Genomic DNA, 22,147 nt, shown 5'->3' with positions numbered 1-22,147 from the left:
AGCAGCATGATATATATTTACAGAGACCATAAATTATGTGAAACAGATTCCCTGCTTTCGGCTGCGGGGCTGGCCGGTTGGAAACACCCGGTAGTCTCCGCGGCCGGAGCCGGGGGAAAGTCAACCCTGCTCCGGCATCTGGCCCGGGAATACGCGGACCGGGGACCGGGAGCGGTTGTCACGACAACAACTCATATTTTAAAGGAAGACCTGCCCTGGTTTCTCACAGAGCCGTCGGAAGATGGTCTGAAAGAGAGGCTGCAGCAGTGGGGGCAGGCATGGATCGGGATTCCGGCAGCCGGAGGAAGGCTTGGAAGCGTACCGGAATCCTTTTTTTCAAAAATATACAGTCTGGGTGTGCCGGTACTGATCGAAGCGGACGGAGCCAGAATGCTCCCTCTGAAATGTCCCGGATCGGAAGAACCGGTGATTCCCGGAAAAACAACCCATGTGCTTTCCGTTTATGGACTGGACGCGGTCGGACGGCCCATCGGGGAAACCTGCTTCCGGCCGGAGCGGGCGGCACAGTTACTGAATAAGAAAATAACAGAACCGGTTGCTGCAGAAGATATCGGCAGGCTGGCCGCTTCTGCTGAAGCAGGCAGAAAAGGCTGTCCGGCACATGCAGTGTACACGGTTGTTTTAAATAAAGCGGATGACCCGCAGAGAAAAGAAATGGCAGCTTGTATCGGCGCCTTTCTGGAACATCAGGGCGTCACCCGCGTCATTGTGACATCTTTCAGGAGGCCGGAAGAACGAATATGAAAATACTGATAAAAGGGGCAGGCGATCTGGCCACGGGAATCGCGGCCCGGCTTTTCCGGGCAGGCCACCGGATTCTGATGACAGAAATCCCGGTGCCTCTGACCGTAAGACGTACCGTGGCATTTTCCCGTGCTGTGTATGAAGGAAGCGCGCTGGTGGAAGAGACTGAGGCGCGGTTTGCAGGTACAGAGAAAGAAGCAAAAGAGATTTTATCCCGGGGAGACATTGCTGTAATGGTCGATCCGGAAGCCTCCTGCAGAAACTGGTTCCGCCCGGATGTGATTGTGGATGCCATTCTTGCGAAAAAGAATCTGGGAACCCGGATATCGGACGCCCCGCTGGTAATCGGAGTGGGGCCGGGATTTACCGCCGGCGCGGACTGCAGCTGTGTAGTAGAGACAAAGAGAGGACATTTTCTTGGCCGGGTGATCTGGCGGGGAAGTGCCATTCCCAACACCGGTGTACCCGGCGACGTGGGCGGGTATACGACAGAGCGTCTGCTGCGGGCGTCGGCAGACGGGATTATGGAACCGAAGGTTCAGATCGGAGACAAAGTAGAAAAAGGTCAGATTACCGCGTTGACAGGAGGTGTGCCGGTCTATGCGCAGATGCCGGGAATTGTCCGGGGGCTGCTGCAGGAAGGCACAGAAGTGAAAAAAGGGCTGAAAATCGGTGATATAGACGCCAGAGCCCACAGCTCTTACTGCCATACCATATCCGATAAGGCCAGGGCAGTAGGGGGAGCAGTTCTGGAAGCAGTGTCCCTTTACGAAAAAATGGCAGGCCGGTATGCGTTTGTGACGCTGGCGGCAGGACTTGGAAGCCGGTTCGGCGGCAGTAAACTGGAGACAGAGATTGACGGGTTCCCTCTTTATATCCGGGCGCTGAGGCGGATGCAGGCATTTGCCGGTTTCCCCTCCTATCTGGTCGCAGGACCGGGGCATATGGCAGAAGCAGCGCCGGAATACGGGGTTACTCCGGTAGAAAACCGGGATCCCCGGAAGGGAATCTCCCATTCCCTTAAGCTGGGACTTCACAGGGCTCTGGAAGACAACCCGGATCTGAAAGGCGTGCTTTTTTCAGTCTGTGACCAGCCCTGGCTGGATTCTGCCACAATTCAGCAGATCTTTAATACGGCAGCTCTTCATCCGGGATGTATTGTCTGTGCGGGCAGAGGCGAAGAACGGGGGAATCCGGTTCTGTGGGACAGAAAATATTTTCCTGAGCTGATGAACCTGGAGGGAGACCGGGGCGGAAAACAGATTATGGAAAAATACAAAGAGAAAGTCCGTGTCGTTCAGGCCGGAGAGAAGGAGTTAAGAGATATCGACGTCAGAGAAGACCTGCCGGAGGCAGGCGGGATAAAAAAGCGGCGAGGAGATGAGAACTATGGCTCAGAAACGTAAGAAAAAAACAGCGGTTGTTCAGTGTGCCGGAGGGTGCCGTTTGGGCTCCGCTGTGCAGGAAGGGAAGGAAACGGACAGTAAAAAACTGCAGTACAGGGACTGCGCGGACGCGGCTCTGAAGCTTTCAGAAGATCTTTCGCTGTGCCGATGGGGCTGTCTGGGGCTTGGAAGCTGCGTAGAGGCATGCCGGCTGAACGCTGTTTTTATAAACAGCAGCGGGACAGCCGAGGTGGACAGAAGCAGATGCGTGGGATGCGGTCTGTGTGTGAAGGCCTGTCCCCGGCATCTGATTCGCCTGACCGGACCGGAATATCATATATACCCGGCCTGTGTCAGTGAAGCTTCCGGTCCTGAGACAAGAAAGGAATGCGCTGCCGGATGCATTGCCTGCGGAATCTGTGTGAAAAACTGTCCGGTGAATGCGATACGGCTGGAAGAGAACCATGCGGTAATCGATGAAGAAAAATGTATTTCCTGCGGTATGTGCGCGGTAAAATGTCCCAGAGGAGTGATCCGGGATTATGACGGTATCTTTGCGGCGGGCAGTTCTCTGGGAAAAAAGTGACAGGAGGCGGCGATGAAAGAGAAGTATTGTTTTAAGGTAAATGGCGTTGTATGCAGCACGGAAGAGAATAAGCCCCTGCTGCGCTACCTGAGAGACGATCTGCATCTGCATTCAGTAAAGGACGGATGCAGTGAGGGCGCCTGCGGGACCTGTACGATTGTGGTGGACGGAAAAGCGGTAAAATCCTGTGTATTGACTACAAAATTAGCCGTGGGCCGCAGCATTATTACGACAGAAGGCCTGAGTGAGGAAGAAAAGGAGGCCTTTGTATATGCCTTCGGATCCAAAGGCTCCGTCCAGTGCGGATTCTGTATTCCGGGCATGGTGATGGCAGGAAAGGCCCTGATTGACCGGGTGCCGGATCCTACGGAAGAAGAGATCAAAACGGCTCTGAAAGGAAATATCTGCCGCTGCACCGGCTATAAGAAGATTTTCGAAGGCATTCAGCTGGCCGCGGCCATACTCCGGGGCGACGCTTCCATAGAAGAAGATCTGGAAAAGGGAGAAGACTACGGCGTCGGGAAAAAGGCGTTCCGCCTGGATGTGCGGGAGAAAGTTCTGGGGTACGGCGAATACCCGGATGATGTAGAGATGGAAGGCATGGTGTATGCATCGGCAGTACGCTCCCGTTATCCACGGGCCCGGGTTCTGGATATTAATTATGAAAAGGCTCTTGCCCTTCCGGGCGTGCTGGCAGTGCTGACAGCGGAGGACGTGCCGAATAATAAAGTGGGACATCTGCAGCAGGACTGGGATGTGATGATTGCAAAGGGCAGCATTACCCGCTGTGTGGGAGACGCCATCTGTCTGGTGGTGGCCGAGACAAGAAACACACTGGAAAAGGCAAAAAAACTGGTGAAAATCGAATACGAAGAGCTGAAGCCTGTGACAAACGTTCACGAGGCAATGGCCCCGGATGCGCCGAAAGTGCATTCCGGCGGAAATCTCTGCCAGAGCCGTCATGTGACAAGAGGAGACGCGAAAAAGGCGCTTGCAGAGTCGAAATATGTGGTGACGCAGAAATATACCACGCCTTTTACCGAGCATGCGTTTCTGGAGCCCGAGTGCGCGGTGGCCTTCCCGTATAAGGATGGAGTAAAAGTGTATTCCACCGATCAGGGCGTCTACGATACCCGGCATGAGATTTCCATTATGCTGGGATGGGATCCGGAGCGGATCGTAGTGGAGAACAAGCTGGTGGGCGGCGGATTCGGAGGAAAAGAAGACGTATCTGCCCAGCATATCGCGGCGCTGGCGGCCATTAAAGTACAGCGTCCGGTAAAAGTTGTGTTTTCCCGGCAGGAGTCCATCAATTTCCATCCCAAGCGCCACGCCATGGAAGGGACATTTACCCTGGGCTGTGATGAAAACGGTATATTTACAGGGATGGACTGCGAGATTTATTTTGATACAGGGGCTTACGCCTCCCTGTGCGGACCGGTTCTGGAGCGGGCCTGCACCCATTCGGTAGGGCCCTACTGTTATCAGAATACAGATATCCGGGGCTACGGATATTATACAAATAACCCGCCGGCCGGGGCGTTCCGGGGATTCGGCGTATGCCAGAGCGAGTTCGCCCTGGAATCCAACATCAATCTTCTGGCAGAGAAGGTAGGCATCTCGCCGTGGGAAATCCGCTACCGCAATGCCATTGAACCCGGGAAAGTGCTTCCCAACGGACAGATCGCGGACTGTTCTACTGCTTTAAAGGAAGCGCTCCTGGCGGTAAAAGATGCATATGAGAGCAATCCGGGACGGGCGGGAATTGCCTGTGCCATGAAAAATGCCGGCGTGGGCGTGGGCCTTCCGGATAAAGGAAGGGCGAAACTGATCGTCCATGACGGAAAGGTGGAAGTGTACAGCGCCGCTTCCGATATCGGACAGGGCTGCGCAACTGTATTTGTTCAGATGGTGGCCGAGACCACAGGGCTTGGCAGAGCATATATTAAAAATATGGGTTCCAATTCGGAAGTGGCTCCGGATTCCGGAACAACATCCGGTTCCCGTCAGACGCTGATTACCGGAGAAGCGGTGCGGATGGCGGCGGCAGAGCTGAACGATGCCCTGAAGAAAGCTGACGGGGATCTGGAAAAACTGGAAGGAAGGGAGTTCTTTGCAGAGTTTTTCGATCCCACGGATAAGCTGGGAGCTGACGTGCCTTATCCCAAGAGTCATGTGGCATACGGATTTGCCGCCCATGTAGTGGTTCTGGATGATGAAGGGCGGGTCAGAGAAGTCTATGCGGCCCACGATTCCGGCAAAGTGGTCAACCCTATTGCCATACAGGGGCAGATTGAAGGCGGGGTGCTTATGGGGCTGGGCTATGCGCTGACAGAAGATTTTCCGCTGAAAGACGGCGTGCCCCAGGCGAAATACGGTACTCTGGGACTGATGCGCGCGCCTCAGATTCCGGACATTCATGCCATTTATGTGGAGAAGGAAAAACTGCTTCCCTTCGCCTATGGCGCTAAGGGGATCGGAGAGATCGCGACCATTCCCACAGCTCCGGCAGCGCAGGGGGCGTATTACGCAATGGATCACGTGCTTCGGACCAGCCTGCCTATGAAGGATACCTATTATTCGAAGAAACAGAAGGCGGTGAAGTAGGCGGTGAGAGTCGGCGCGGTAATTGCGGCGGCCGGTGTTCCCGGCGGTTTTGCCGCATACGAAAAAACGGACTATACGGACGGCCCGGACATGGTGAAACGGATGATACAGGTGTTTCACCAGGCCGGGGTGGAAGATATAGCTGTTGTAACTGGATATAAGGCCAGGGAGACGGAGAAAAGCCTGTCAAAGCTGGGAGCCGTATTTCTGCGGAGCCCGGATTATGCCGGAGAACAGATGCTGGATTATGCGGTCAGAGGTCTGGATTATTTCAGGAAAAGCTGTGAGCGGATCTTTTTCTGTCCTGCAGATGTACCGCTGTTTTCCGCAGAGACAGTGAAAGCCATGACAGAGGCAGAAGGTCCGGTGGTCATTCCGGTGTATGAGGGGCGGAAAGGTCATCCCATCCTTATTCATGCGGATCTGGTGCCCGGGATCTGCGCATACCGGGGAGAGAGAGGACTCAAAGGCGCGGTTGACGCCTTGGGAGCAGCGGTCTGTCTGCTTCCGGTGGATGATGCGGGAGTTGCGCTGAGGGCAGGAACAGACCATGCGTTTGAGGAGATGGCGTCCAGCAGAGAGATCCGTCAGATCTATCCCCGGGTAAAAGTACAGCTGGTCAGAAACGAGCCCTTTTTCGGGCCGGGTATGGTAACGCTTTTAAAGCAGATACAGGCGCTGGGGTCTGTCCGGGAGGCATGTGAAAAGACGGGAATGTCCTACAGTAAGGGATGGAGCCTGATCCGCACGGCGGAGCGGGAGACAGGATATACCATTGTAGACCGCAGTCCGGGCGGAAAAGGCGGCGGCGCGGCGAGGGTAAGTGAACGGGGACTGAAGCTTCTGGAACAATATGAGCGGTTTGAAAAAGAGATTGCCCGGATTGCCGGGGAAAAGTACCGGGAGATTTTTTGAATAGGATGCAGTGAATAACTGCCGGTGTTTCCGGCAGATAAAAAGGCAGAGAAAGGATGCTGCCTTTTTATCATCTCACCGATTGTTTTTTAAAAAACAATCGAATATAATATACATATTACAGCAACAGCATGTGGAGAGGAAGACGGACCCGAAACCGGCAGACGGGGGGACCATCCGGTCCCGGCAGTGAAAGATCCGGAACTGCGTAAAGCAGTTTAGAATAAAAAAGAAGAAAGAGAAACAGGATTATGAAGAAAAGAGTATTGGCGGTAATGCTTGCGGCGGCTATGGTATTTTCAACAGCGGCATGCGGCAGCGGCACGGAGGATTCCGGTGAAAAAGGAAGTCAGGGAGAGAGTTCGGGAGAAGAGGAAACAGAGATCCAGGTATTTATTGCGGCCAGCCTGAATACGGTTATGACGGAACTGGCGGAAAAGTATAATGAGGACCATCCGAATGTCAAAATAACATTTAATGCCGACAGCTCAGGAACACTTCTGACCCAGATTCAGGAAGGATATGAGTGCGATATTTTCTTCTCTGCCGCGCAGAAACAGATGGATGATCTGGAAGCGGACGGTCTTATGGTGGAAGGCACCCGCGCGGATGTAGTAAACAATCAGGTTGTTGTAGTTACACTGAAGGAGAGCGGCACAAAAGTAACAGGTCTTGAGAATCTGGGAGACGCGGAGAGCATCGCCCTGGCAGGCGGCAGCGTTCCGGTAGGCAGATATACAAGACAGGCTCTGATTAATCTTGGCGTTCTCCCCGGGACGGATGACCCGGCGGCTGTTACGACAGAGGAAGTGTCAGAGGCTCTCGGCGGTGTGGAGATCAGTGAGCAGGACAATGTAAGCAAGGTGCTGACTGCGGTTGTGGAAGGATCCTGTGAAGTCGGAACGACCTACTATTCTGATACATATGGATATGAGGATGATCTTGAAATTCTTGAGACAGTCAGCTATGATCTGACCGGAAATGTAATTTATCCTATTACGAGAGTAGTAAATGAGGAAGCTGACGATGCTCAGACTGCGGCTGCAGAGGATTTTCTTGAGTATGTGCTCTCTGATGAGGCGAAAGAAGTATTTGAAGCCTACTACTTTGACACAAATGTATAAATAAATGAAAACAGCGCTGTGGAAGCGCTCAGACTGTGCAGGGGACAGCGGTTTTGTCCCCTGTACATTAACGTAAGGAAGAAAATCAGGCAGAAAACCGGACAGACAGAAACAGTGAGCCGGCATTTTTCAGGAGGGAATACATGGAAGAGATAATGGATATTTTAAAGGAACTGGACTGGAGTCCGCTGTTTATTTCGCTGAAGACCGGAGTGGTAGCTACGGTAATCTCCTTTTTTCTGGGTATATTCGCGGCCAGAAAAGTAGTAAAGGCGTCTCCGGGGAAAAAGGCGGTGATTGACGGAATTCTGACGCTGCCCATGGTGCTTCCTCCCACGGTTGCGGGATTCTTCCTGCTGCTTCTGTTCAGCCGCAGGCGCCCGCTGGGAGAATTCCTGTTCAATGAATTCGGTTTTAAAGTGGTACAGACATGGCTGGGCTGTATTATCGCGGCTACGGTGATCGCCTTCCCTCTGATGTACCGCAATGCCAGGGCGGCCATGGAGCAGATCGATGTGAATCTGATTTATGCCGGACGTACGCTTGGCATGTCTGATATTCAGATTTTCTGGAAGGTTGTGATTCCGGCAGCCGGTCCGGGCATTGCATCAGGAACCATTCTGACGTTTGCCAGAGCACTGGGAGAATACGGCGCCACATCCATGTTGGCAGGCAATATACCGGGAAAGACCGGAACCATATCCCAGAAGATCGCAATGGTTATTCAGGACGGAGATTATCTGACTGCCGGAATCTGGGTGGCGGTAGTTATGCTCATCGCTTTTGTGGTGATCTTTCTGATGAATCTTATCTCCGGGAAAAAGATGAAGAATGTAGGGAGGTGGTAGGCTGTGGGCGTATCCGTACATATAAAGAAACAACTGGACAGCTTCCTTCTGGACATCAGTTTTGAGAGCGAGGCAAAGCGGATCGGTATTCTGGGAGCTTCCGGGTGCGGAAAGAGCATGACGCTTAAGAGTATTGCCGGAATTGTGGTCCCGGACGAAGGGAAAATCGAGGCCGGCGGAAGAGTTTTTTTTGACAGCAGTGCCCGGATTAATCTGAAGCCCCAGAAGCGCAATGCAGGATATCTGTTTCAGAATTACGCCCTGTTCCCTACTATGACAGTAGAGAAGAATATCGCGGCGGGGCTGCGGGGAAACCGGGCGGAAACAGCGGCCCGGGTGAAACAGATGGCAGAAAAGTTCCAGCTTCAGGGGCTGGAAAAGAGGCTGCCGTCAGAGCTGTCCGGAGGGCAGCAGCAGAGAGTCGCTCTTGCCCGTATTATGGCATATGAGCCGGATATCATCCTTCTGGACGAGCCATTTTCCGCGCTGGATATGTATCTGAAAGATCAGCTTCAGAGAGAATTGTCAGAAATGCTGAAAGACTATGAGGGAACCGTAATACTGGTGTCCCATAACCGGGATGAAGTGTACCGCTTCAGCGAAGAGCTGCTGGTAATAGACCAGGGAAAGATTGCTGTCAGCGGAAAGACGAAAGAGATATTTGAAAATCCGGTGAGCAAAGAGGCGGCCCGGCTGACCGGCTGCAAAAACTTTTCCCGCGCCTGCAGGCTGGACGCGCATACGGCGGAGGCTCTGGACTGGGGGATTACACTGCATACCTCCGGCGAGATCCCGGAAGACACACTGTGGATCGGATACCGTGCCCATGATTTTGTCCCTGTCTGGGGAGAGGGCGGAGAGAATATGCTGAAGTTCGACCTGGAGAGCAGCGCGGAACTTCCTTTTGAACATAATTATTACATAAAGGCCGGAGAAACAGTATGCTGGTTTATCCAGCGGGAGAAAATGAGCGTGATCGAAGAAAGGGGACTGCCGGATTATCTCAGGCTGGAAGAGGAGAAAATGCTGTTCCTGAAGTAAGAAATTCCGCTTTCAGATACCGGCCGGATGAGAGACGGATGCCGGTTCAGATGATCTGTGCAAAATTTTGAAAAAGTATATTTACATGGTGCCGCTTCTGTTATATAATCTGCATTTGGATTTTAGTAACGGGGGAAGATACTATGAAAGCAGTTCAATCTGATATGACAACAGGAAGTCCGATGAAAATTATCTTTAATTTTACTCTGCCGATTTTCATCGGAAATGTGTTTCAGCAGTTTTATAATATGGCCGATGCGGTAATTGTAGGAAAATTTGTGGGAAATAAAGCCCTGGCTGCCGTGGGAAGCACAGGGACGATTATGTTTCTGATCTATGGATTCGTGGTTGGAATGACAGCAGGATTTACCGTGCTTACCGCTCAGAAATTCGGCGCCGGAGATATGCCGGCCATGCGCAGAACCGTGGTGGGAGCTTCGTTCTTGTCGCTGGTTGTGGGACTGGTGCTTACCGCGGCATTTATGGTGTTTATGAAGCCATGGCTTGTTCTGATGCATACACCGGAAGATATTTTTGCAGACGCCTATGCGTATATTATGATTATCAGCGCCGGTATACTGGCCCAGATGCTCTATAATCTTCTGGCAAGCATCCTGCGGGCATTGGGAAACAGCAAGGTGCCTCTGTATTTTCTGATTCTGGCGGCTCTGCTGAATATTGTGCTGGATCTGGTACTCATCATTGTATTTCATATGGGAGCGGCAGGAGCAGCTGTCGCGACGGTGATTTCCCAGGGAATTTCCGGAGTACTGTGTCTGTTCTACATAATCAGAAAAGTCCCTCTTCTGCGTCTGACCCGGGATGACAGGCATCTGTCCGGAGATCTTCTGCGGACGCAGATCCGGATCGGAATTCCTATGGCTCTGCAGTATTCGATTACTGCTGTGGGAACCATGATGGTGCAGTCTGCCCTGAATATTCTGGGCTCTACTCTGGTAGCGGCATATACGGCAGCAGGCAAGATTGAACAGATCGTTACGCAGGCATACGTGGCAATGGGCACGACGATGGCGACCTATGGCGCCCAGAATATGGGAGCGGGAGATGTGTCCCGGATACGGCAGGGGTTCAAGGCGTCTACAATTATCGGAGTCATATATGCCATTGTCTCAGCGGCGCTTGTCATGACAGTAGGAAAATATATGACTTACCTGTTCGTATCAGAAGATGTGGCGTTGATTATGGATTCGGTAAATACATATCTTATCTGTGTTGGAATCTTTTTTATTCCTCTGGCGATTGTAAATATTTACCGGAACGGAATTCAGGGGCTTGGATACGGCCTGCTTCCCATGATGGCCGGTGTGGCCGAGCTGGTGGGAAGAGGCGTAGTTGCCGTGATTGCGGCCGGTCAGAAAAGTTATCTGGGCGTATGCCTTGCAAGTCCTGCGGCCTGGGTGCTGGCTTCTCTGCTTCTGATCGGAATGTACTACTATGTAGTCAAAATTGATCTGAAAAAAATATTCCCGGACAAATATGCCGGAAACAAAAAAAAGAGCGGTTTACGCTCTCGGTGATTCTATATTTAGTCGAAGTCCAATGGCCGTGCACACAAGCTGTATGAACAGCCATTGTCTTCTGTTTTCATGGTTTCAGAATAACAGGAAAATGTGAATCCGGTGTGACAATATACAGAAGAAATTTTAAAAATTATAAAAAGAAACTAAACTTTTCCGGCGATGGTATGCATAGAGTCCAGAGAGGCCTGCGTCCATCGCTTTTTCTCTGTCTCAAACCGTTCATGCAGCCAGGCCATTGCCTGATCCATGCCCTCCTCAGAGAGCGGGAAGGAAGCGCTTTCTTTCTGATCGTCCGGCGTCTCTTCAAAGCACCAGGGCTCCGGATATACGTATGCGGTAAAGGTAGTGCTGTTTTTGCCGTCATCGCCTGCAAGGTAATACCGCATTCCCTGATGGCTTCCGGAGAAAGGCTCCTTCTTCAGTCCGCTGAAGGGTACAAGTCTTTTATCAATCATGAGATATACATCCGTCCTTTCCAGAGTTATAGAAATGTACCGCCTGTCCGCTGTACACAGTGTCAGCCCGAAATTCTCTGCCGGGAGTTGTTTCGGGCTGCTGTTTTAAATCTGCTGTATCTTTATTATATCACTGGGCGGCTATGGCTGCAAATTTTGTTGTAACCAGATCATCATATGGAGCGCGCTTTTCCAGTTCCCCGGCGCTTTCCAGAATATCCTGGAGAAGATCAAAGCTGCTTTCTTCAAAGATCAGATTGCTTTTCCATGTATCCTGATCGTAATAGCGGGTTACGATGGTTGTGATGGTTTCCAGATCTGTCTCCGGGAACTGCGGTTCAATAACAACGGCAATTTCTTCCGGCGAATGAGCCTGCACATAGTCCATTCCTTTCTGAAGAGCATTTGTGAAACCCTGGATAACATCAGGATTTTCATCGATATAGCTCTGCTTTGCGCTGAAAGCGGTGTAGGGAACATAGCCGCTGTCCTCGCCCAGGGAGGCTACCACATAGCCTTTTCCCTCGGATTCAAGAGTTGTGGCGCCCGGTTCGAACTCAACCGTGAAATCCCCCTGGCCCTCTGAAAATGCGGCGGCGGTGGAGCCGAAGTCGATACTCTGATTGATTTCCAGATCTGTCTCCGGGTCAATGCCGTTTTCTTTCAGAATATATTCAAATACCATTTCAGGCATACCGCCTTTGCGTCCCCCAAGTACCAGATGGCCTTTCAGGTCTTCCCAGGAGAAATCATCCATTTCTTCCCTTGCCACAAGGAAATTGCCTGCCCGCTGCGTGAGCTGGGCAAAGTTAACGACATAGTCGGTTGCTCCCTCGTTGTAGGTATAGATGGAAGCTTCAGAGCCCATGAAGCCAATATCGGCCTCACCGGAAATTACAGCGGTCATTGTCTTGTCTGCTCCGAAACCGCAGACCAGATCCAGGTTGATCCCTTCGTCCTCAAAATATCCTTCCTCGATTGCCACATACATTGGCGCATAAAAGATGGAGTGGGCCACCTCATTTAAGGTTACTTTTGTAAGTTCTTTCTCTTCTTCCTGAACAGCAGAGCTGTTATCGTCCGGCGCAGATTTGCCGGCGTCTCCGGAGTCACCAGAGCAGGCGGTAAGAAGTCCGGCGGTCAGAACAGCGGAAAGAAGAGAGGCCAGTATACGCTTTTTCATATAATCCTCCGTGAAACTGCTTTCATTCTTTTTTACTATATGATATGTATGGAAAAATGTGATTGAGAGAGACAAGCAGGGTATTAAAAAGTAAATGCCGTTATCTCTGTATCAGAGATAACGGCACAGATTTTCAGTTATATATTTTATTGATTTTTCAGATGTCAGATTTGTGCAGTTAATTGTCGTGTTCATCTTCAAACGGATCATCATAGTCGTCATCTTCCATGCCTGAACCTCTTGAAGCAATGGCCAGAATTAATGAAATTACGGCCAGTACTCCGCCTGCGGCTGCGGAAACCAGGAGAAGTGTATCATTTCCTCTCATAAGAAATGCTGCGATGGCACCGCCAAGGTAGAACAACATAGGAAGCAGGAAAGCAAAGACAGTGTTTTTTCTCATCATGATGAAGTACAGCATAGCAGCTACAAGGAAACAGAGGGCCAGAATAATATACGTCGTACCGGAAGAACCGCTTCCGGAAGAAACACCCTGAAGGCCGTCTATAAATCCATTATATATAAAGAATGCGAAACCGAGAAGAGAGAGTACGCCCATTACAATACGCATTGCGCGGAATCTCGGCACAACGTCATCATAATCAAAATCGTCGTCGTCATAACTGTCATCAAATTCCGGCTCCGGAGCTTTGCGCGCGGCTTTTACATCGTCGCGGCGTTTGCCGGAAGAAGCTTTTAAGGTTTCTTTTTCATCATCTTTATCATCTGCCGCCTTTTTGCGCACGGCTTTATGTTTCGGGTCAGTAGAAAGCATATCTTCATAGCCTTTTCGTACTGCCTTTTCACGTTTCGCCCGGACTTTCTCAGAGGGGATGTTCGCATAACGCTTATCTTCCGCAGTTTCCGAAGAGGATGATTCTTCTGTACGTTTCTTTGCGGGACGGCTTTTGACAGAGCCTGTCCCCCCGGATTTCCCGGTACGGTCCGTGCCGTCAGAACTCTTTCTGGCGGCGGCTTTCGTCTTGTCCGTTCCTGCTTTTCTGGTTCCGGATCCTGAAGATGCCGATTCGGAATGTCTTTCCTCTTCCGATCCGGCAGCTTTTTTGCGCGGCGCGGTTCTTTTTACAGGCCTGTTTTTTTCAGAAGCTTCCTGTTCCGCAGCTTTTTTTTCAGCAGACGCCTTTTCAGCCGGGGTATTTTTTTCGGCAGCTTTCCGGAGGGCTGCTTCTTTTTCCGGAGCAGGCGCTTTTACTTTTACGGCTTCCGAAACTGGACTTTTCCTTTCTGATCCGGCCACAGGCGCTGCAGCCGCTTTGGCGGCCATTTTTTTCGCACGCTGTTTGTCAAGGTTCCACTGCTTTTTGCAATCCCGGCAGATTGCGTATTCGTTAAAGACCGGCTCCCCGTTTTCATCGGTGCCAACCTGTCTGTTCTTCAGTTCAACATCTTTCCCGCATATTGGACACTTCATATGTATACTCCTCTCTTTTGTACGCCTCTCGTTTTAATCAACAAAATTTGCAACAATAGTATTATAGCATTTAAGAAACGCGGCGACAATGGAAAAATGCAGGAAAATGTGCTATACTTTGGACGCAGAACAGAGATTTAAAGGAGGAAGGCAATTATGGAAATTCTTGTCGATACACATTCTCATACAATCGCCAGCGGTCATGCCTACAGCACACTGTCGGAGATGGCCCGGGCAGCCGCTGCAAAAGGACTGCAGGCGCTGGCAATTACAGAACATGCGCCTCAGCTGGAAAAGACATGCGGCCTGTTTTATTTTATGAATTATGATGTGATTCCAAGGCAGATGAACGGGGTGCAGCTGCTGATGGGCGCGGAGCTGAATATTATGGATTCTGACGGAACGGTGGATCTTCCGGAGGATGTCTGCAAAGGACTGGACATTGCCATTGCCAGTATTCATCCGCCGTGCTATCAGAGTGAGGCTACTGTGGAGAACAATACCCGTGCTTATGTGGAAGTAATGAAAAAGCCATATATTAATATTATCGGGCATCCGGACGACAGCAGAGTCCCTGTAGACTATGAGGTGCTGGTAAAAACGGCGAAGGAAACCGGAACGCTTCTGGAACTGAACAATTCATCCCTCCGTCCCCAGAGCAGCAGGGTAAACGCAAGGGAAAATATGCTTGTTATGTTGGATCTCTGCCGTCAGTACGGGGTTCCCATTACGACAGGAAGCGATGCGCATATAGATGTGGACGCAGGCAATTTTGAACGGGCAAAGGAACTCCTGGAGTATTGCAATTTCCCGGAAGAATTGGTGGTAACAACAGATTTTGAGAAGGTCAGACCATTTCTGAACATAGGCAGAACGCTGTAAAACGGACCGGCTGAGAACGGCCGGCCGGAAAAGTAAATGAAAATCGGCAGAAACATTATAAAAAGGTGGACTTTAAGAATTTAGTGTGCTAAAATGTAACGGTAGCTTTCCAGGCTGCCGTTTTTTATTAATCTGAATCTGAAAAGGAGATTAGATAAATATGAGCAAAAAAATACGGACAGAGGCGGTAGACTATCTGTTTAGTGCCATTCTCAGTTTGAAAAATAAAGAAGAATGTTATACCTTTTTTGAAGATATCTGTACAATTAATGAGCTTCTTTCTCTTTCCCAGAGATTTGAGGTCGCGAAAATGCTTCGTGATCAGAAAACGTATCTTGAGATTGCGGAGAAAACCGGCGCGTCAACCGCTACGATCAGCAGGGTGAACCGTTCCCTGAATTATGGAAACGACGGGTATGACATGGTATTTGAAAGAATTGATAAAGAGAAATAAAAAGTGAGGCGCTGGTTCCGATCTGGAATCAGCGCCCGGTTCTACTCATCCTTTTTGTCTTTTACAGCCAGACCATCGATAATTTTTTCAATCATTGTTTTCTTAAGATAGACGTCAAAGCTCAGATTGCAGATAAATGCAAAGAGCTGAAGCTCTTCCCGGTTCTCTTTGTCTGAAACATCAGAAAATGTTTCCATAGACCGGTCATAAGCAGCTTTGACCGCTTCCTGCAGAGGTTCGATCCGGTTTTTTTCCATACTGCAGATTTCTTCATAGAGATCTGAGAGATCTACCTCTTCTTCCCCGGAAAAATACTTTTCTTTCAAAGGTTTTAATACCGTTTCAATATCCTTTATAGACAGGATGTTTTTAAAATAATAGATAAAAATCAGCAGAAGCACATGCTCCTTGGAGTATTTTTTTTTCAGCGGCGGCGGAAGCAGATTGTTCTTCGTGTAATTGTTGATCATTGTCTTGGTCAGGATTTTGTCTTCGTCATATCTTTTTGTGGCCGCCAGCTGTGTGTCCATGAATGTCGTGACCTGATCCATGTACAGATCTATATTCGGAATCTCTTCCGGACGGATATAATCAATGCGGGAGAGACTTTCCAGAATGCTGTTCAGTATATCATTTGTATCAATTGTCATATTATCACCTCAGTACATTTATTATATAGTAATCAAAACCAGATGGCAAGTAAAATCCGGTTGACAATCGGGAAGGGGTGTTCAATAATGGTAATACTGAAGAAAAGGAGAATTCTATGAGCATATATGATAATTTGAATGAACCGCAGCGGGAAGCGGTATTTCACACAGACGGACCGCTGCTGATTCTGGCCGGCGCCGGTTCGGGAAAGACAAGAGTGCTGACGCACCGTATTGCATATCTGATTGAGGAAAGAGGAGTCAATCCCTGGAATATTCTTGCCATTACATTTACCAACAAGGCGGCCGGGGAGATGAGACAGAGAGTGGACGATCTGGTAGGATTCGGTTCAGAGAGTATCTGGGTAAGTACTTTCCATTCCGCCTGCGTCAGAATTCTGAGACGTTTTATTGACAGGCTGGGGTATGATAACCGTTTTACTATTTACGATACAGACGATCAGAAGACCCTTATGAAAGAAGTCTGCAGAAAGGCTGACATTGATACGAAAAAGTTTAAGGAGCGGATGCTCCTGTCTGTGATTTCTTCTGCAAAAAATGAAATGATACTTCCTGATGAATTTGAACTGAATGCGGGAGGCGATTTCGCGCAGCAGAAAATTGCCAGGGCCTACCGGGAGTATGAAGCCCAGCTGAAAGCAAATAATGCCCTTGATTTTGACGATCTTCTTGTAAAGACTGTCCAGCTTCTGGATACGCAGCCGGATGTAAGGGAAAACTATCAGGAACGGTTCCGCTATATTATGGTGGATGAGTATCAGGATACCAATACGGTTCAGTTTAAGCTTGTAAGCCTGCTTGCAGGGAAATACCGGAATCTCTGTGTGGTCGGCGATGACGATCAGTCTATTTATAAATTCCGGGGCGCGAACATCAGAAATATTCTGGATTTTGAGAAAGAGTTTCCGGACGCCCGGGTGATTAAGCTGGAGCAGAACTACCGCTCAACGGGGAATATATTAAGCGCGGCGAATCATGTGATCCGGAACAATAAGGGAAGGAAGGAAAAAACGCTCTGGACGGCCAATGGGGAGGGCGATAAGATTCAGCTGCGCCAGTTTGATACAGCTTATGACGAAGCGGATTATATTGCGGAGGACGTGAAAGAAGAAGTAAGGGAGGGCACGTCTTATAAGGATCATGCCGTGCTTTACCGGACAAATGCCCAGTCCCGTCTGCTGGAAGAAAAATTTGTGGCAATGAGTATTCCCTATAAAATCGTTGGCGGCATTAATTTCTATGCCCGCAGGGAAATTAAAGATATTCTTGCATATTTGAAAACCATTGACAATGGAATGGACGATCTGGCAGTGCGGAGAATTATTAATGTGCCGAAGAGAGGGATCGGGCTTACCACGATTAACCGGATCCAGGAGTCGGCGGCTCATAGAGGGATCGGATTTTACGAGGCGCTGCTGGCGCCGGATCTGATTCCGGGAGTGGGCCGGAGCGCATCCAAACTGGATTCATTTGCCGCCCTGATTGAATATTTCAAGGGACAGGCAGAGCGGGAAAGCCTGACGGATCTGCTGGGAGAAATTATTGAAAAGACAGCATATATAGAGAATCTGGACGCAGATGATCCGGAGGACGCACAGGCCCGGATTGAAAATATTGACGAACTGGTGAGCAAAGCCGCGGCATATGAAGAAGACTGCCAGGACCGGGGGGAGAAGGCCACGCTCAGCGGTTTCCTGGAAGAAGTGGCTCTGGTGGCGGACATTGACAGTCTGGATGAGAATCAGGATTATGTGGTGCTGATGACGCTCCACAGCGCCAAAGGCCTGGAATTCCCCCATGTTTATCTTGCGGGAATGGAAGACGGCCTTTTCCCCAGTTATATGACGATTACAGCAGATGATAAGGAAGAACTGGAGGAGGAGCGCAGGCTCTGTTATGTGGGAATTACACGGGCCGAAGAGAAGCTGACGCTGACCTGCGCGCGGCGGAGAATGATCCGGGGCGAGACCCAGTTTAACAAGATGTCGCGCTTTATCAGAGAAATTCCGTTTGAAATCCTGGACACAGGGGCAGTGAAGATGGAGAAGGATGAGGAGATCCCTGTTCAGAATACATACCGCAATGCAAGAGAAGCATTCCGGGCAAAACCATTTGCAGCCGGCTATGCCCGTGAACAGAAACAGAGAGCAGAGAAACAGTCGTTTTCTTCCCTGCAGAAAGGAAGCCAGCTTGCCGCAAAGGCATCGGACGGACTTCCCTACGGTGTAGGAGACAGGGTGCGGCACGTGAAATTCGGAGAAGGCACGGTGCTGGACATAAAAGAAGGCGGCAGAGACTATGAGGTAACTGTGGAATTTGACGGAGCCGGAACAAGAAAAATGTTCGCCATGTTTGCAAAACTGGTTAAACTATAAGCGGATCAGTGAAGTTTCCCATCAATTTGTAATAAATTAGTAGTAAATTGAAAATGTTAGTGTTATAATAACAGAAAGTAAACCGCTGTCGGCAGACGGGGAAAGGACGTGTATTATGAGCAAGGTAGAAGAGTTTATTGCTGAATCAAAATTAAGTGATTTGCTGAAAAGAAATGAAGATGAGAAACAGAAAAATACAGTGATCTGGGTACTGGCTATTATCGGCGCAGTGGCGGCAGTTGCGGGAATTGCATATGCAGTATACCGTTTCTTCACACCGGATTATCTGGAAGATTTCGAAGATGATTTTGACGATGACTTCGATGATTACTTCAGTGAAGAAGATCAGGTATAAAATATCAGCAGCAGAATTAATAAAGAAACGAACAGAATACAGGCGGGATGCACAACGCACCCTGCCTCTTTTATTGCGAAAACAAGAAAATTTTCTGAAAATTTGAGGAAAAGGGGACGGACCCCTTCTGTGGGAATCGTCTGACAATTTGGAGAAAAGAATGAAAAAAGGACAGATTTTTGAAGGAGTAATAGAACGAGTGGACTTTCCGAATAAAGGGATTGTCTATATCCGGGAAGAGGACAGGTATGTTACAGTGAAAAACGGAATTCCGGGACAGAAAGTCCGCTTTATAATCAACAAATTTAAGCGGGGAAATGCGGAAGGTAGACTTCTGGAAGTGCTGGAGAAATCTCCTCTTGAAACGAGAGAGCCGGTCTGCAGCATCTTTCCGGCCTGCGGGGGATGTATGTATCAGACCATGCCCTATGAAGAGCAGATGAAGATGAAGGAAGGACAGATCCGCAGACTGATGGATGAGGCGGTCAGAGGCGACTATATTTTTGAGGGCGTCAAGGCCAGTCCGAAAGAATTCGGATACCGCAATAAGATGGAGTTCTCTTTCGGGGACGAATATAAGGACGGTCCCCTTTCCCTCGGACTGCACAAAAAGGGCAGTACCTATGATGTGCTGACAGCGGGAGACTGCAGGCTGGTACATGAAGATATGAATAAGATCCTCCTCTGTGTATTGGAGTATTTCCGAGAGAGAAATGTCAGTTATTATAAAAAAATGCAGCATACAGGATATCTGCGCCATCTCCTTCTTAGAAGAGGAGATACAACAGGGGAGATTCTGGTCAATCTGGTGACCACAACCCAGGAAGAGCACGCTCTCACTTTGCTTGTAAGCAGACTGCTGGAACTGAAGCTGGAAGGAAAGATCGTGGGCATCCTCCATATCCTGAATGATTCTCTCTCAGATGTTGTAAAAAGCGATGAGACGAAGATTCTGTACGGGCAGGACTTCTTCTATGAAAAACTTCTCGGACTGGAATTCAAGATCACGCCATTTTCCTTTTTCCAGCCCAATACAAAGGGAGCGGAAGTGCTGTATGAGACAGTGCGGGAATACATTGGGGACATCCGGGATCTGACGGTATTTGATCTGTTCAGCGGTACCGGGACCATCAGCCAGGTGCTTGCTCCCGTGGCAAAAAAAGTGGTCGGTGTGGAAATTGTCGAAGAAGCGGTAGAAGCTGCTCGGGAAAATGCTGCCCGCAACGGTATTTCCAACTGTAAATTCATAGCAGGCGACGTATTTCAGGTGCTGGATGAGATCGAGGAAAAGCCGGATGTTATCGTTCTGGATCCGCCCAGGGACGGCATACACCCGAAGGCGCTGCCGAAGATACTGAATTACGGCGTGGAGCGGATTGTGTATATCTCCTGCAAAATGACAAGCCTGGCACGGGATCTGGAGATGATGCAGATCGCGGGATACAGGGTGGAGAAGATGACGGCGGTGGATCAGTTCTGTGAGACGGTGCATGTGGAGACGGTCGCTCTGCTGACACGAACTGTTGTATAAATATAATGGAAAATTAGATAAATGCCACAGGATGTAGTTGGCCGCGGAAATATATCTTTTGGCAAAAATAAGGACGAAATGTCCGGAAATAAGGGAAAACAGCGAAGATGGGGTGTGGATAAGCATCCCGTTTTTGCTGTTCAAAAGACGGATATTTTGACCGGAATAAAGGTGCGCTTAGAGATTTTCAGAATGGACATTTTGAAAATGTGGTATGTTTCTTTATTTCACGGAATGTATATTAGCTTCTACAGAGTGAAACAGAACATTTCCCAACTTATAGTGTAGTGGATTGACCTGTGGGTGCTGTTGCGGTACTTGCAGTTCTTTTTTTGTGTGCATTCTTTTGTACATGGATTTTTGTAGTCTATGAGCAGGAGGTGCAATTCAATGAGTATAAAAAGAATAAAGACAAAACAGGACGCAATCGATTTAGTAAATGAACAACATAGACTTCACCGAGGAAAGTGGTTGACGTTTGAAGGCGCAGAGCAATATCGAAAGAGAGCTTTTGCATTAAGAAATCCAACATATGAAATAAAAGGGAAAATGTATGAACTAATGTCGGAACTTATGGAAGAATATGGGGTTACCCAAGTGGAAGCTATCAATATTCTTAATGGGTATCATATTGCGGATTATGTAAATAAATATCAGCGTATTCAGAACCTGATTCCGCTTGACGTTAAGGAGAAAACTGCAAATAAGAAGAATGAGGAAGGGGAATGATTCTCAAGTAAAAAGTTGAATATGGTGAAAGAAATAAATATAATGAAACATATGAGTCAAAGGAGGCTGACTGATATGAGAAAATTAGAATCCATATATAAGGCTATGAAATGGGACAGTGTAGATTATATAAATACAACCGTGCTTACTTCAAAGAATAATAAGGATTCTCGAGCGTTTTGTTTGCTTCCGGAAGAAGATACATTAACAGCATTGAAACGTGTATTTTCTATTAAAGATTGCAATTTTGATGAAAAATTCGGGCAGGCGTGCAGCGGGTCCGGGCAAGAAGAAAGACGGATTTCCACATTGCATTCCTCTTCTCTTTGTGCGTTATTGTTCTTTTACAATGTTACTGAAAAACATCCATTAAAGATTGAAATAAAGAATGTGGGTGAAGTCGCTTTTTTTGATGTCATCTTTGAATATCAGAATTGTGTCATTGAGGATTCAAATCCTTCAAACATGGATGTCACTCTTTTGGGAAAATGTCAGAATAAGAATGTGATTTTGTTTTTAGAATCCAAATTCTCAGAATATATCACTGGTATGCAGAAATGTTTACATATCAATAGTGCCTACCTCAAAGAAGAAATAAGCAGACCTATTTACGAGAACTGGCCGTGGGACAAGAAGGATGATGAAAGTGGACAAGAATTTTCCGTCTCGGTTTCAGAGTCTCCTGCATATTTAGGAGGATTGAAGCAGATGATTTCTCATTATGTGGGGGTTCGTAAATTTGAGAGAGGAATTCAAAAACTGAAACAAGGTCGGTGTGCCGGCAAAGATTTATATAATGTAGTAAATAATGCTAAGAAGCAATTGATACAAGAGAAATTGAGAAAATTTGCATTAGAAAGAGAAACAGTAATTGTCCTTGGATCTATTTTATTTGATGTTTATGCTAACGATGTAACGCACACAGAACTACAGGAATATGAGATGTTATATAAAAAATTAATGAAACAAATATCCGAGGCTGCGGTACAAAGTGGTTCTGATTTACATATTCTTGATAATTTTTTTACCTATCAGCAACTTTTTAAGAATAAAAAAGAATGGATGACAAAACAAATTTGTGACTTCTATTACAGTGAATAAAGAGGATTGTCTTTGTATGATGAGGGATTCATGGTATTCATGGGTCTCTTTTTTTATGTACAAATGAATGTACATCAGATGAGGCATAATCAGTATAAAAGTAAGAAACGTAAGCGAAAAACATAAGGTATGAGAGCTTTCGGGGAGCGATATGTACAAACAAATGT

General features: G+C 48.4%; 20 protein-coding genes. 16 read left to right on the top strand and 4 right to left on the bottom strand.

Features of this window, described 5'->3' with window-relative positions:
- Window positions 1-6: 6 nt before the first annotated feature.
- The 9 genes from yqeC to AC0QUU_RS13145 all read left to right on the top strand — a co-directional run bounded on the left by yqeC (window position 7) and on the right by AC0QUU_RS13145 (window position 10,809).
- Complete coding sequence (gene yqeC / locus AC0QUU_RS13185; RefSeq protein ID WP_474543355.1) at window positions 7-765, top strand: selenium cofactor biosynthesis protein YqeC; 759 nt, start codon at window positions 7-9, stop codon at window positions 763-765.
- Window positions 762-2,171 (top strand): selenium-dependent molybdenum cofactor biosynthesis protein YqeB, encoded by a 1,410-nt coding sequence (gene yqeB, locus AC0QUU_RS13180; RefSeq protein WP_474543354.1) that lies wholly within the window; start codon window positions 762-764, stop codon window positions 2,169-2,171. The genes yqeC and yqeB overlap by 4 nt, the downstream gene beginning before the upstream one ends.
- Window positions 2,155-2,736: a 4Fe-4S binding protein gene (locus AC0QUU_RS13175; protein WP_474543353.1), complete on the top strand. Its 582-nt coding sequence runs from the start codon at window positions 2,155-2,157 to the stop codon at window positions 2,734-2,736. Before yqeB ends, AC0QUU_RS13175 begins: the two co-directional genes overlap by 17 nt.
- Window positions 2,737-2,748: 12 nt before the next feature.
- On the top strand, window positions 2,749-5,343 hold the full coding sequence (xdh, locus tag AC0QUU_RS13170; protein WP_474543352.1) for a selenium-dependent xanthine dehydrogenase: 2,595 nt from the start codon (window positions 2,749-2,751) through the stop codon (window positions 5,341-5,343).
- Window positions 5,344-5,346: 3 nt separating this feature from the next.
- Window positions 5,347-6,258, top strand: coding sequence for an NTP transferase domain-containing protein (locus AC0QUU_RS13165; protein WP_474543351.1), 912 nt, complete (start codon window positions 5,347-5,349; stop codon window positions 6,256-6,258).
- A 251-nt stretch (window positions 6,259-6,509) separates the two neighbouring features.
- The gene (modA, locus tag AC0QUU_RS13160) at window positions 6,510-7,382 is read left to right on the top strand and encodes a molybdate ABC transporter substrate-binding protein (protein WP_474543350.1); all 873 of its coding nucleotides are present in this window, start codon (window positions 6,510-6,512) and stop codon (window positions 7,380-7,382) included.
- 143 nt (window positions 7,383-7,525) lie between these two features.
- Window positions 7,526-8,230, top strand: a complete 705-nt coding sequence (gene modB, locus AC0QUU_RS13155) for a molybdate ABC transporter permease subunit (protein ID WP_474543349.1) — start codon at window positions 7,526-7,528, stop codon at window positions 8,228-8,230.
- Between the two features lie 3 nt (window positions 8,231-8,233).
- The gene (locus tag AC0QUU_RS13150) at window positions 8,234-9,271 is read left to right on the top strand and encodes a sulfate/molybdate ABC transporter ATP-binding protein (protein WP_474543348.1); all 1,038 of its coding nucleotides are present in this window, start codon (window positions 8,234-8,236) and stop codon (window positions 9,269-9,271) included.
- Window positions 9,272-9,414: 143 nt separating this feature from the next.
- Window positions 9,415-10,809 (top strand): MATE family efflux transporter, encoded by a 1,395-nt coding sequence (locus AC0QUU_RS13145; RefSeq protein ID WP_474543347.1) that lies wholly within the window; start codon window positions 9,415-9,417, stop codon window positions 10,807-10,809.
- Between the two features lie 146 nt (window positions 10,810-10,955).
- Here AC0QUU_RS13145 and AC0QUU_RS13140 read toward each other — a convergent pair whose 3' ends face one another.
- The 3 genes from AC0QUU_RS13140 to AC0QUU_RS13130 form a co-directional block, all read right to left on the bottom strand.
- Window positions 10,956-11,267: a hypothetical protein gene (locus AC0QUU_RS13140; protein WP_474543346.1), complete on the bottom strand. Its 312-nt coding sequence runs from the start codon at window positions 11,265-11,267 to the stop codon at window positions 10,956-10,958.
- 130 nt (window positions 11,268-11,397) lie between these two features.
- Window positions 11,398-12,450 (bottom strand): ABC transporter substrate-binding protein, encoded by a 1,053-nt coding sequence (locus tag AC0QUU_RS13135; RefSeq protein WP_474543345.1) that lies wholly within the window; start codon window positions 12,448-12,450, stop codon window positions 11,398-11,400.
- Between the two features lie 178 nt (window positions 12,451-12,628).
- Window positions 12,629-13,882 (bottom strand): tripartite tricarboxylate transporter TctB family protein, encoded by a 1,254-nt coding sequence (locus AC0QUU_RS13130; RefSeq protein WP_474543344.1) that lies wholly within the window; start codon window positions 13,880-13,882, stop codon window positions 12,629-12,631.
- 156 nt (window positions 13,883-14,038) lie between these two features.
- Between AC0QUU_RS13130 and AC0QUU_RS13125 the strand changes: the two genes are divergently transcribed.
- Entirely contained in the window at window positions 14,039-14,764 is a 726-nt protein-coding gene (locus tag AC0QUU_RS13125; protein WP_474543343.1) for a phosphatase, read from the top strand.
- 160 nt (window positions 14,765-14,924) lie between these two features.
- Window positions 14,925-15,218 carry a YerC/YecD family TrpR-related protein gene (locus AC0QUU_RS13120; RefSeq protein ID WP_474543342.1) on the top strand — a complete coding sequence of 98 codons (294 nt, stop codon included), beginning with the start codon at window positions 14,925-14,927 and terminating at the stop codon, window positions 15,216-15,218.
- 41 nt (window positions 15,219-15,259) lie between these two features.
- Here the strand turns inward: AC0QUU_RS13120 and AC0QUU_RS13115 are convergent, their stop codons facing one another.
- Window positions 15,260-15,868 (bottom strand): DUF1836 domain-containing protein, encoded by a 609-nt coding sequence (locus tag AC0QUU_RS13115; RefSeq protein WP_474543341.1) that lies wholly within the window; start codon window positions 15,866-15,868, stop codon window positions 15,260-15,262.
- A 116-nt stretch (window positions 15,869-15,984) separates the two neighbouring features.
- Between AC0QUU_RS13115 and pcrA the strand changes: the two genes are divergently transcribed.
- The 5 genes from pcrA (at window position 15,985) to AC0QUU_RS13090 (ending at window position 21,980) form a co-directional block, all read left to right on the top strand.
- Window positions 15,985-18,264 carry a DNA helicase PcrA gene (gene pcrA / locus AC0QUU_RS13110; RefSeq protein ID WP_474543340.1) on the top strand — a complete coding sequence of 760 codons (2,280 nt, stop codon included), beginning with the start codon at window positions 15,985-15,987 and terminating at the stop codon, window positions 18,262-18,264.
- Between the two features lie 115 nt (window positions 18,265-18,379).
- Window positions 18,380-18,619, top strand: coding sequence for a hypothetical protein (locus tag AC0QUU_RS13105; RefSeq protein WP_474543339.1), 240 nt, complete (start codon window positions 18,380-18,382; stop codon window positions 18,617-18,619).
- Between the two features lie 160 nt (window positions 18,620-18,779).
- Window positions 18,780-20,150: a 23S rRNA (uracil(1939)-C(5))-methyltransferase RlmD gene (gene rlmD, locus AC0QUU_RS13100; RefSeq protein ID WP_474543338.1), complete on the top strand. Its 1,371-nt coding sequence runs from the start codon at window positions 18,780-18,782 to the stop codon at window positions 20,148-20,150.
- 390 nt (window positions 20,151-20,540) lie between these two features.
- Window positions 20,541-20,879, top strand: coding sequence for a hypothetical protein (locus tag AC0QUU_RS13095; RefSeq protein WP_474543337.1), 339 nt, complete (start codon window positions 20,541-20,543; stop codon window positions 20,877-20,879).
- Window positions 20,880-20,954: 75 nt separating this feature from the next.
- Window positions 20,955-21,980, top strand: coding sequence for a hypothetical protein (locus AC0QUU_RS13090; protein WP_474543336.1), 1,026 nt, complete (start codon window positions 20,955-20,957; stop codon window positions 21,978-21,980).
- Window positions 21,981-22,147: the final 167 nt, after the last annotated feature.

The sequence above is a fragment of the Mediterraneibacter sp. HA8405 genome (assembly GCF_056148955.1).
Note: the sequence above shows the minus strand (reverse complement) of the source record. Positions and strands in the feature narration are given on the sequence as shown.

Bases quoted from the DNA above. Each gene is read 5' to 3' on its own strand.
- AC0QUU_RS13145 (WP_474543347.1), top strand. From the start codon at position 9,415: ATGAAAGCAGTTCAATCTGATATGACAACAGGAAGTCCGATGAAAATT.
- pcrA (WP_474543340.1), top strand. From the start codon at position 15,985: ATGAGCATATATGATAATTTGAATGAACCGCAGCGGGAAGCGGTATTT.
- AC0QUU_RS13120 (WP_474543342.1), top strand. From the start codon at position 14,925: ATGAGCAAAAAAATACGGACAGAGGCGGTAGACTATCTGTTTAGTGCC.
- AC0QUU_RS13140 (WP_474543346.1), bottom strand. From the start codon at position 11,267: ATGATTGATAAAAGACTTGTACCCTTCAGCGGACTGAAGAAGGAGCCT.
- modB (WP_474543349.1), top strand. From the start codon at position 7,526: ATGGAAGAGATAATGGATATTTTAAAGGAACTGGACTGGAGTCCGCTG.
- modA (WP_474543350.1), top strand. From the start codon at position 6,510: ATGAAGAAAAGAGTATTGGCGGTAATGCTTGCGGCGGCTATGGTATTT.
- rlmD (WP_474543338.1), top strand. From the start codon at position 18,780: ATGAAAAAAGGACAGATTTTTGAAGGAGTAATAGAACGAGTGGACTTT.
- AC0QUU_RS13090 (WP_474543336.1), top strand. From the start codon at position 20,955: ATGAGAAAATTAGAATCCATATATAAGGCTATGAAATGGGACAGTGTA.
- AC0QUU_RS13130 (WP_474543344.1), bottom strand. From the start codon at position 13,882: ATGAAGTGTCCAATATGCGGGAAAGATGTTGAACTGAAGAACAGACAG.
- yqeB (WP_474543354.1), top strand. From the start codon at position 762: ATGAAAATACTGATAAAAGGGGCAGGCGATCTGGCCACGGGAATCGCG.
- AC0QUU_RS13105 (WP_474543339.1), top strand. From the start codon at position 18,380: ATGAGCAAGGTAGAAGAGTTTATTGCTGAATCAAAATTAAGTGATTTG.
- AC0QUU_RS13175 (WP_474543353.1), top strand. From the start codon at position 2,155: ATGGCTCAGAAACGTAAGAAAAAAACAGCGGTTGTTCAGTGTGCCGGA.
- AC0QUU_RS13095 (WP_474543337.1), top strand. From the start codon at position 20,541: ATGAGTATAAAAAGAATAAAGACAAAACAGGACGCAATCGATTTAGTA.
- AC0QUU_RS13125 (WP_474543343.1), top strand. From the start codon at position 14,039: ATGGAAATTCTTGTCGATACACATTCTCATACAATCGCCAGCGGTCAT.
- xdh (WP_474543352.1), top strand. From the start codon at position 2,749: ATGAAAGAGAAGTATTGTTTTAAGGTAAATGGCGTTGTATGCAGCACG.
- AC0QUU_RS13135 (WP_474543345.1), bottom strand. From the start codon at position 12,450: ATGAAAAAGCGTATACTGGCCTCTCTTCTTTCCGCTGTTCTGACCGCC.
- AC0QUU_RS13115 (WP_474543341.1), bottom strand. From the start codon at position 15,868: ATGACAATTGATACAAATGATATACTGAACAGCATTCTGGAAAGTCTC.
- yqeC (WP_474543355.1), top strand. From the start codon at position 7: ATGATATATATTTACAGAGACCATAAATTATGTGAAACAGATTCCCTG.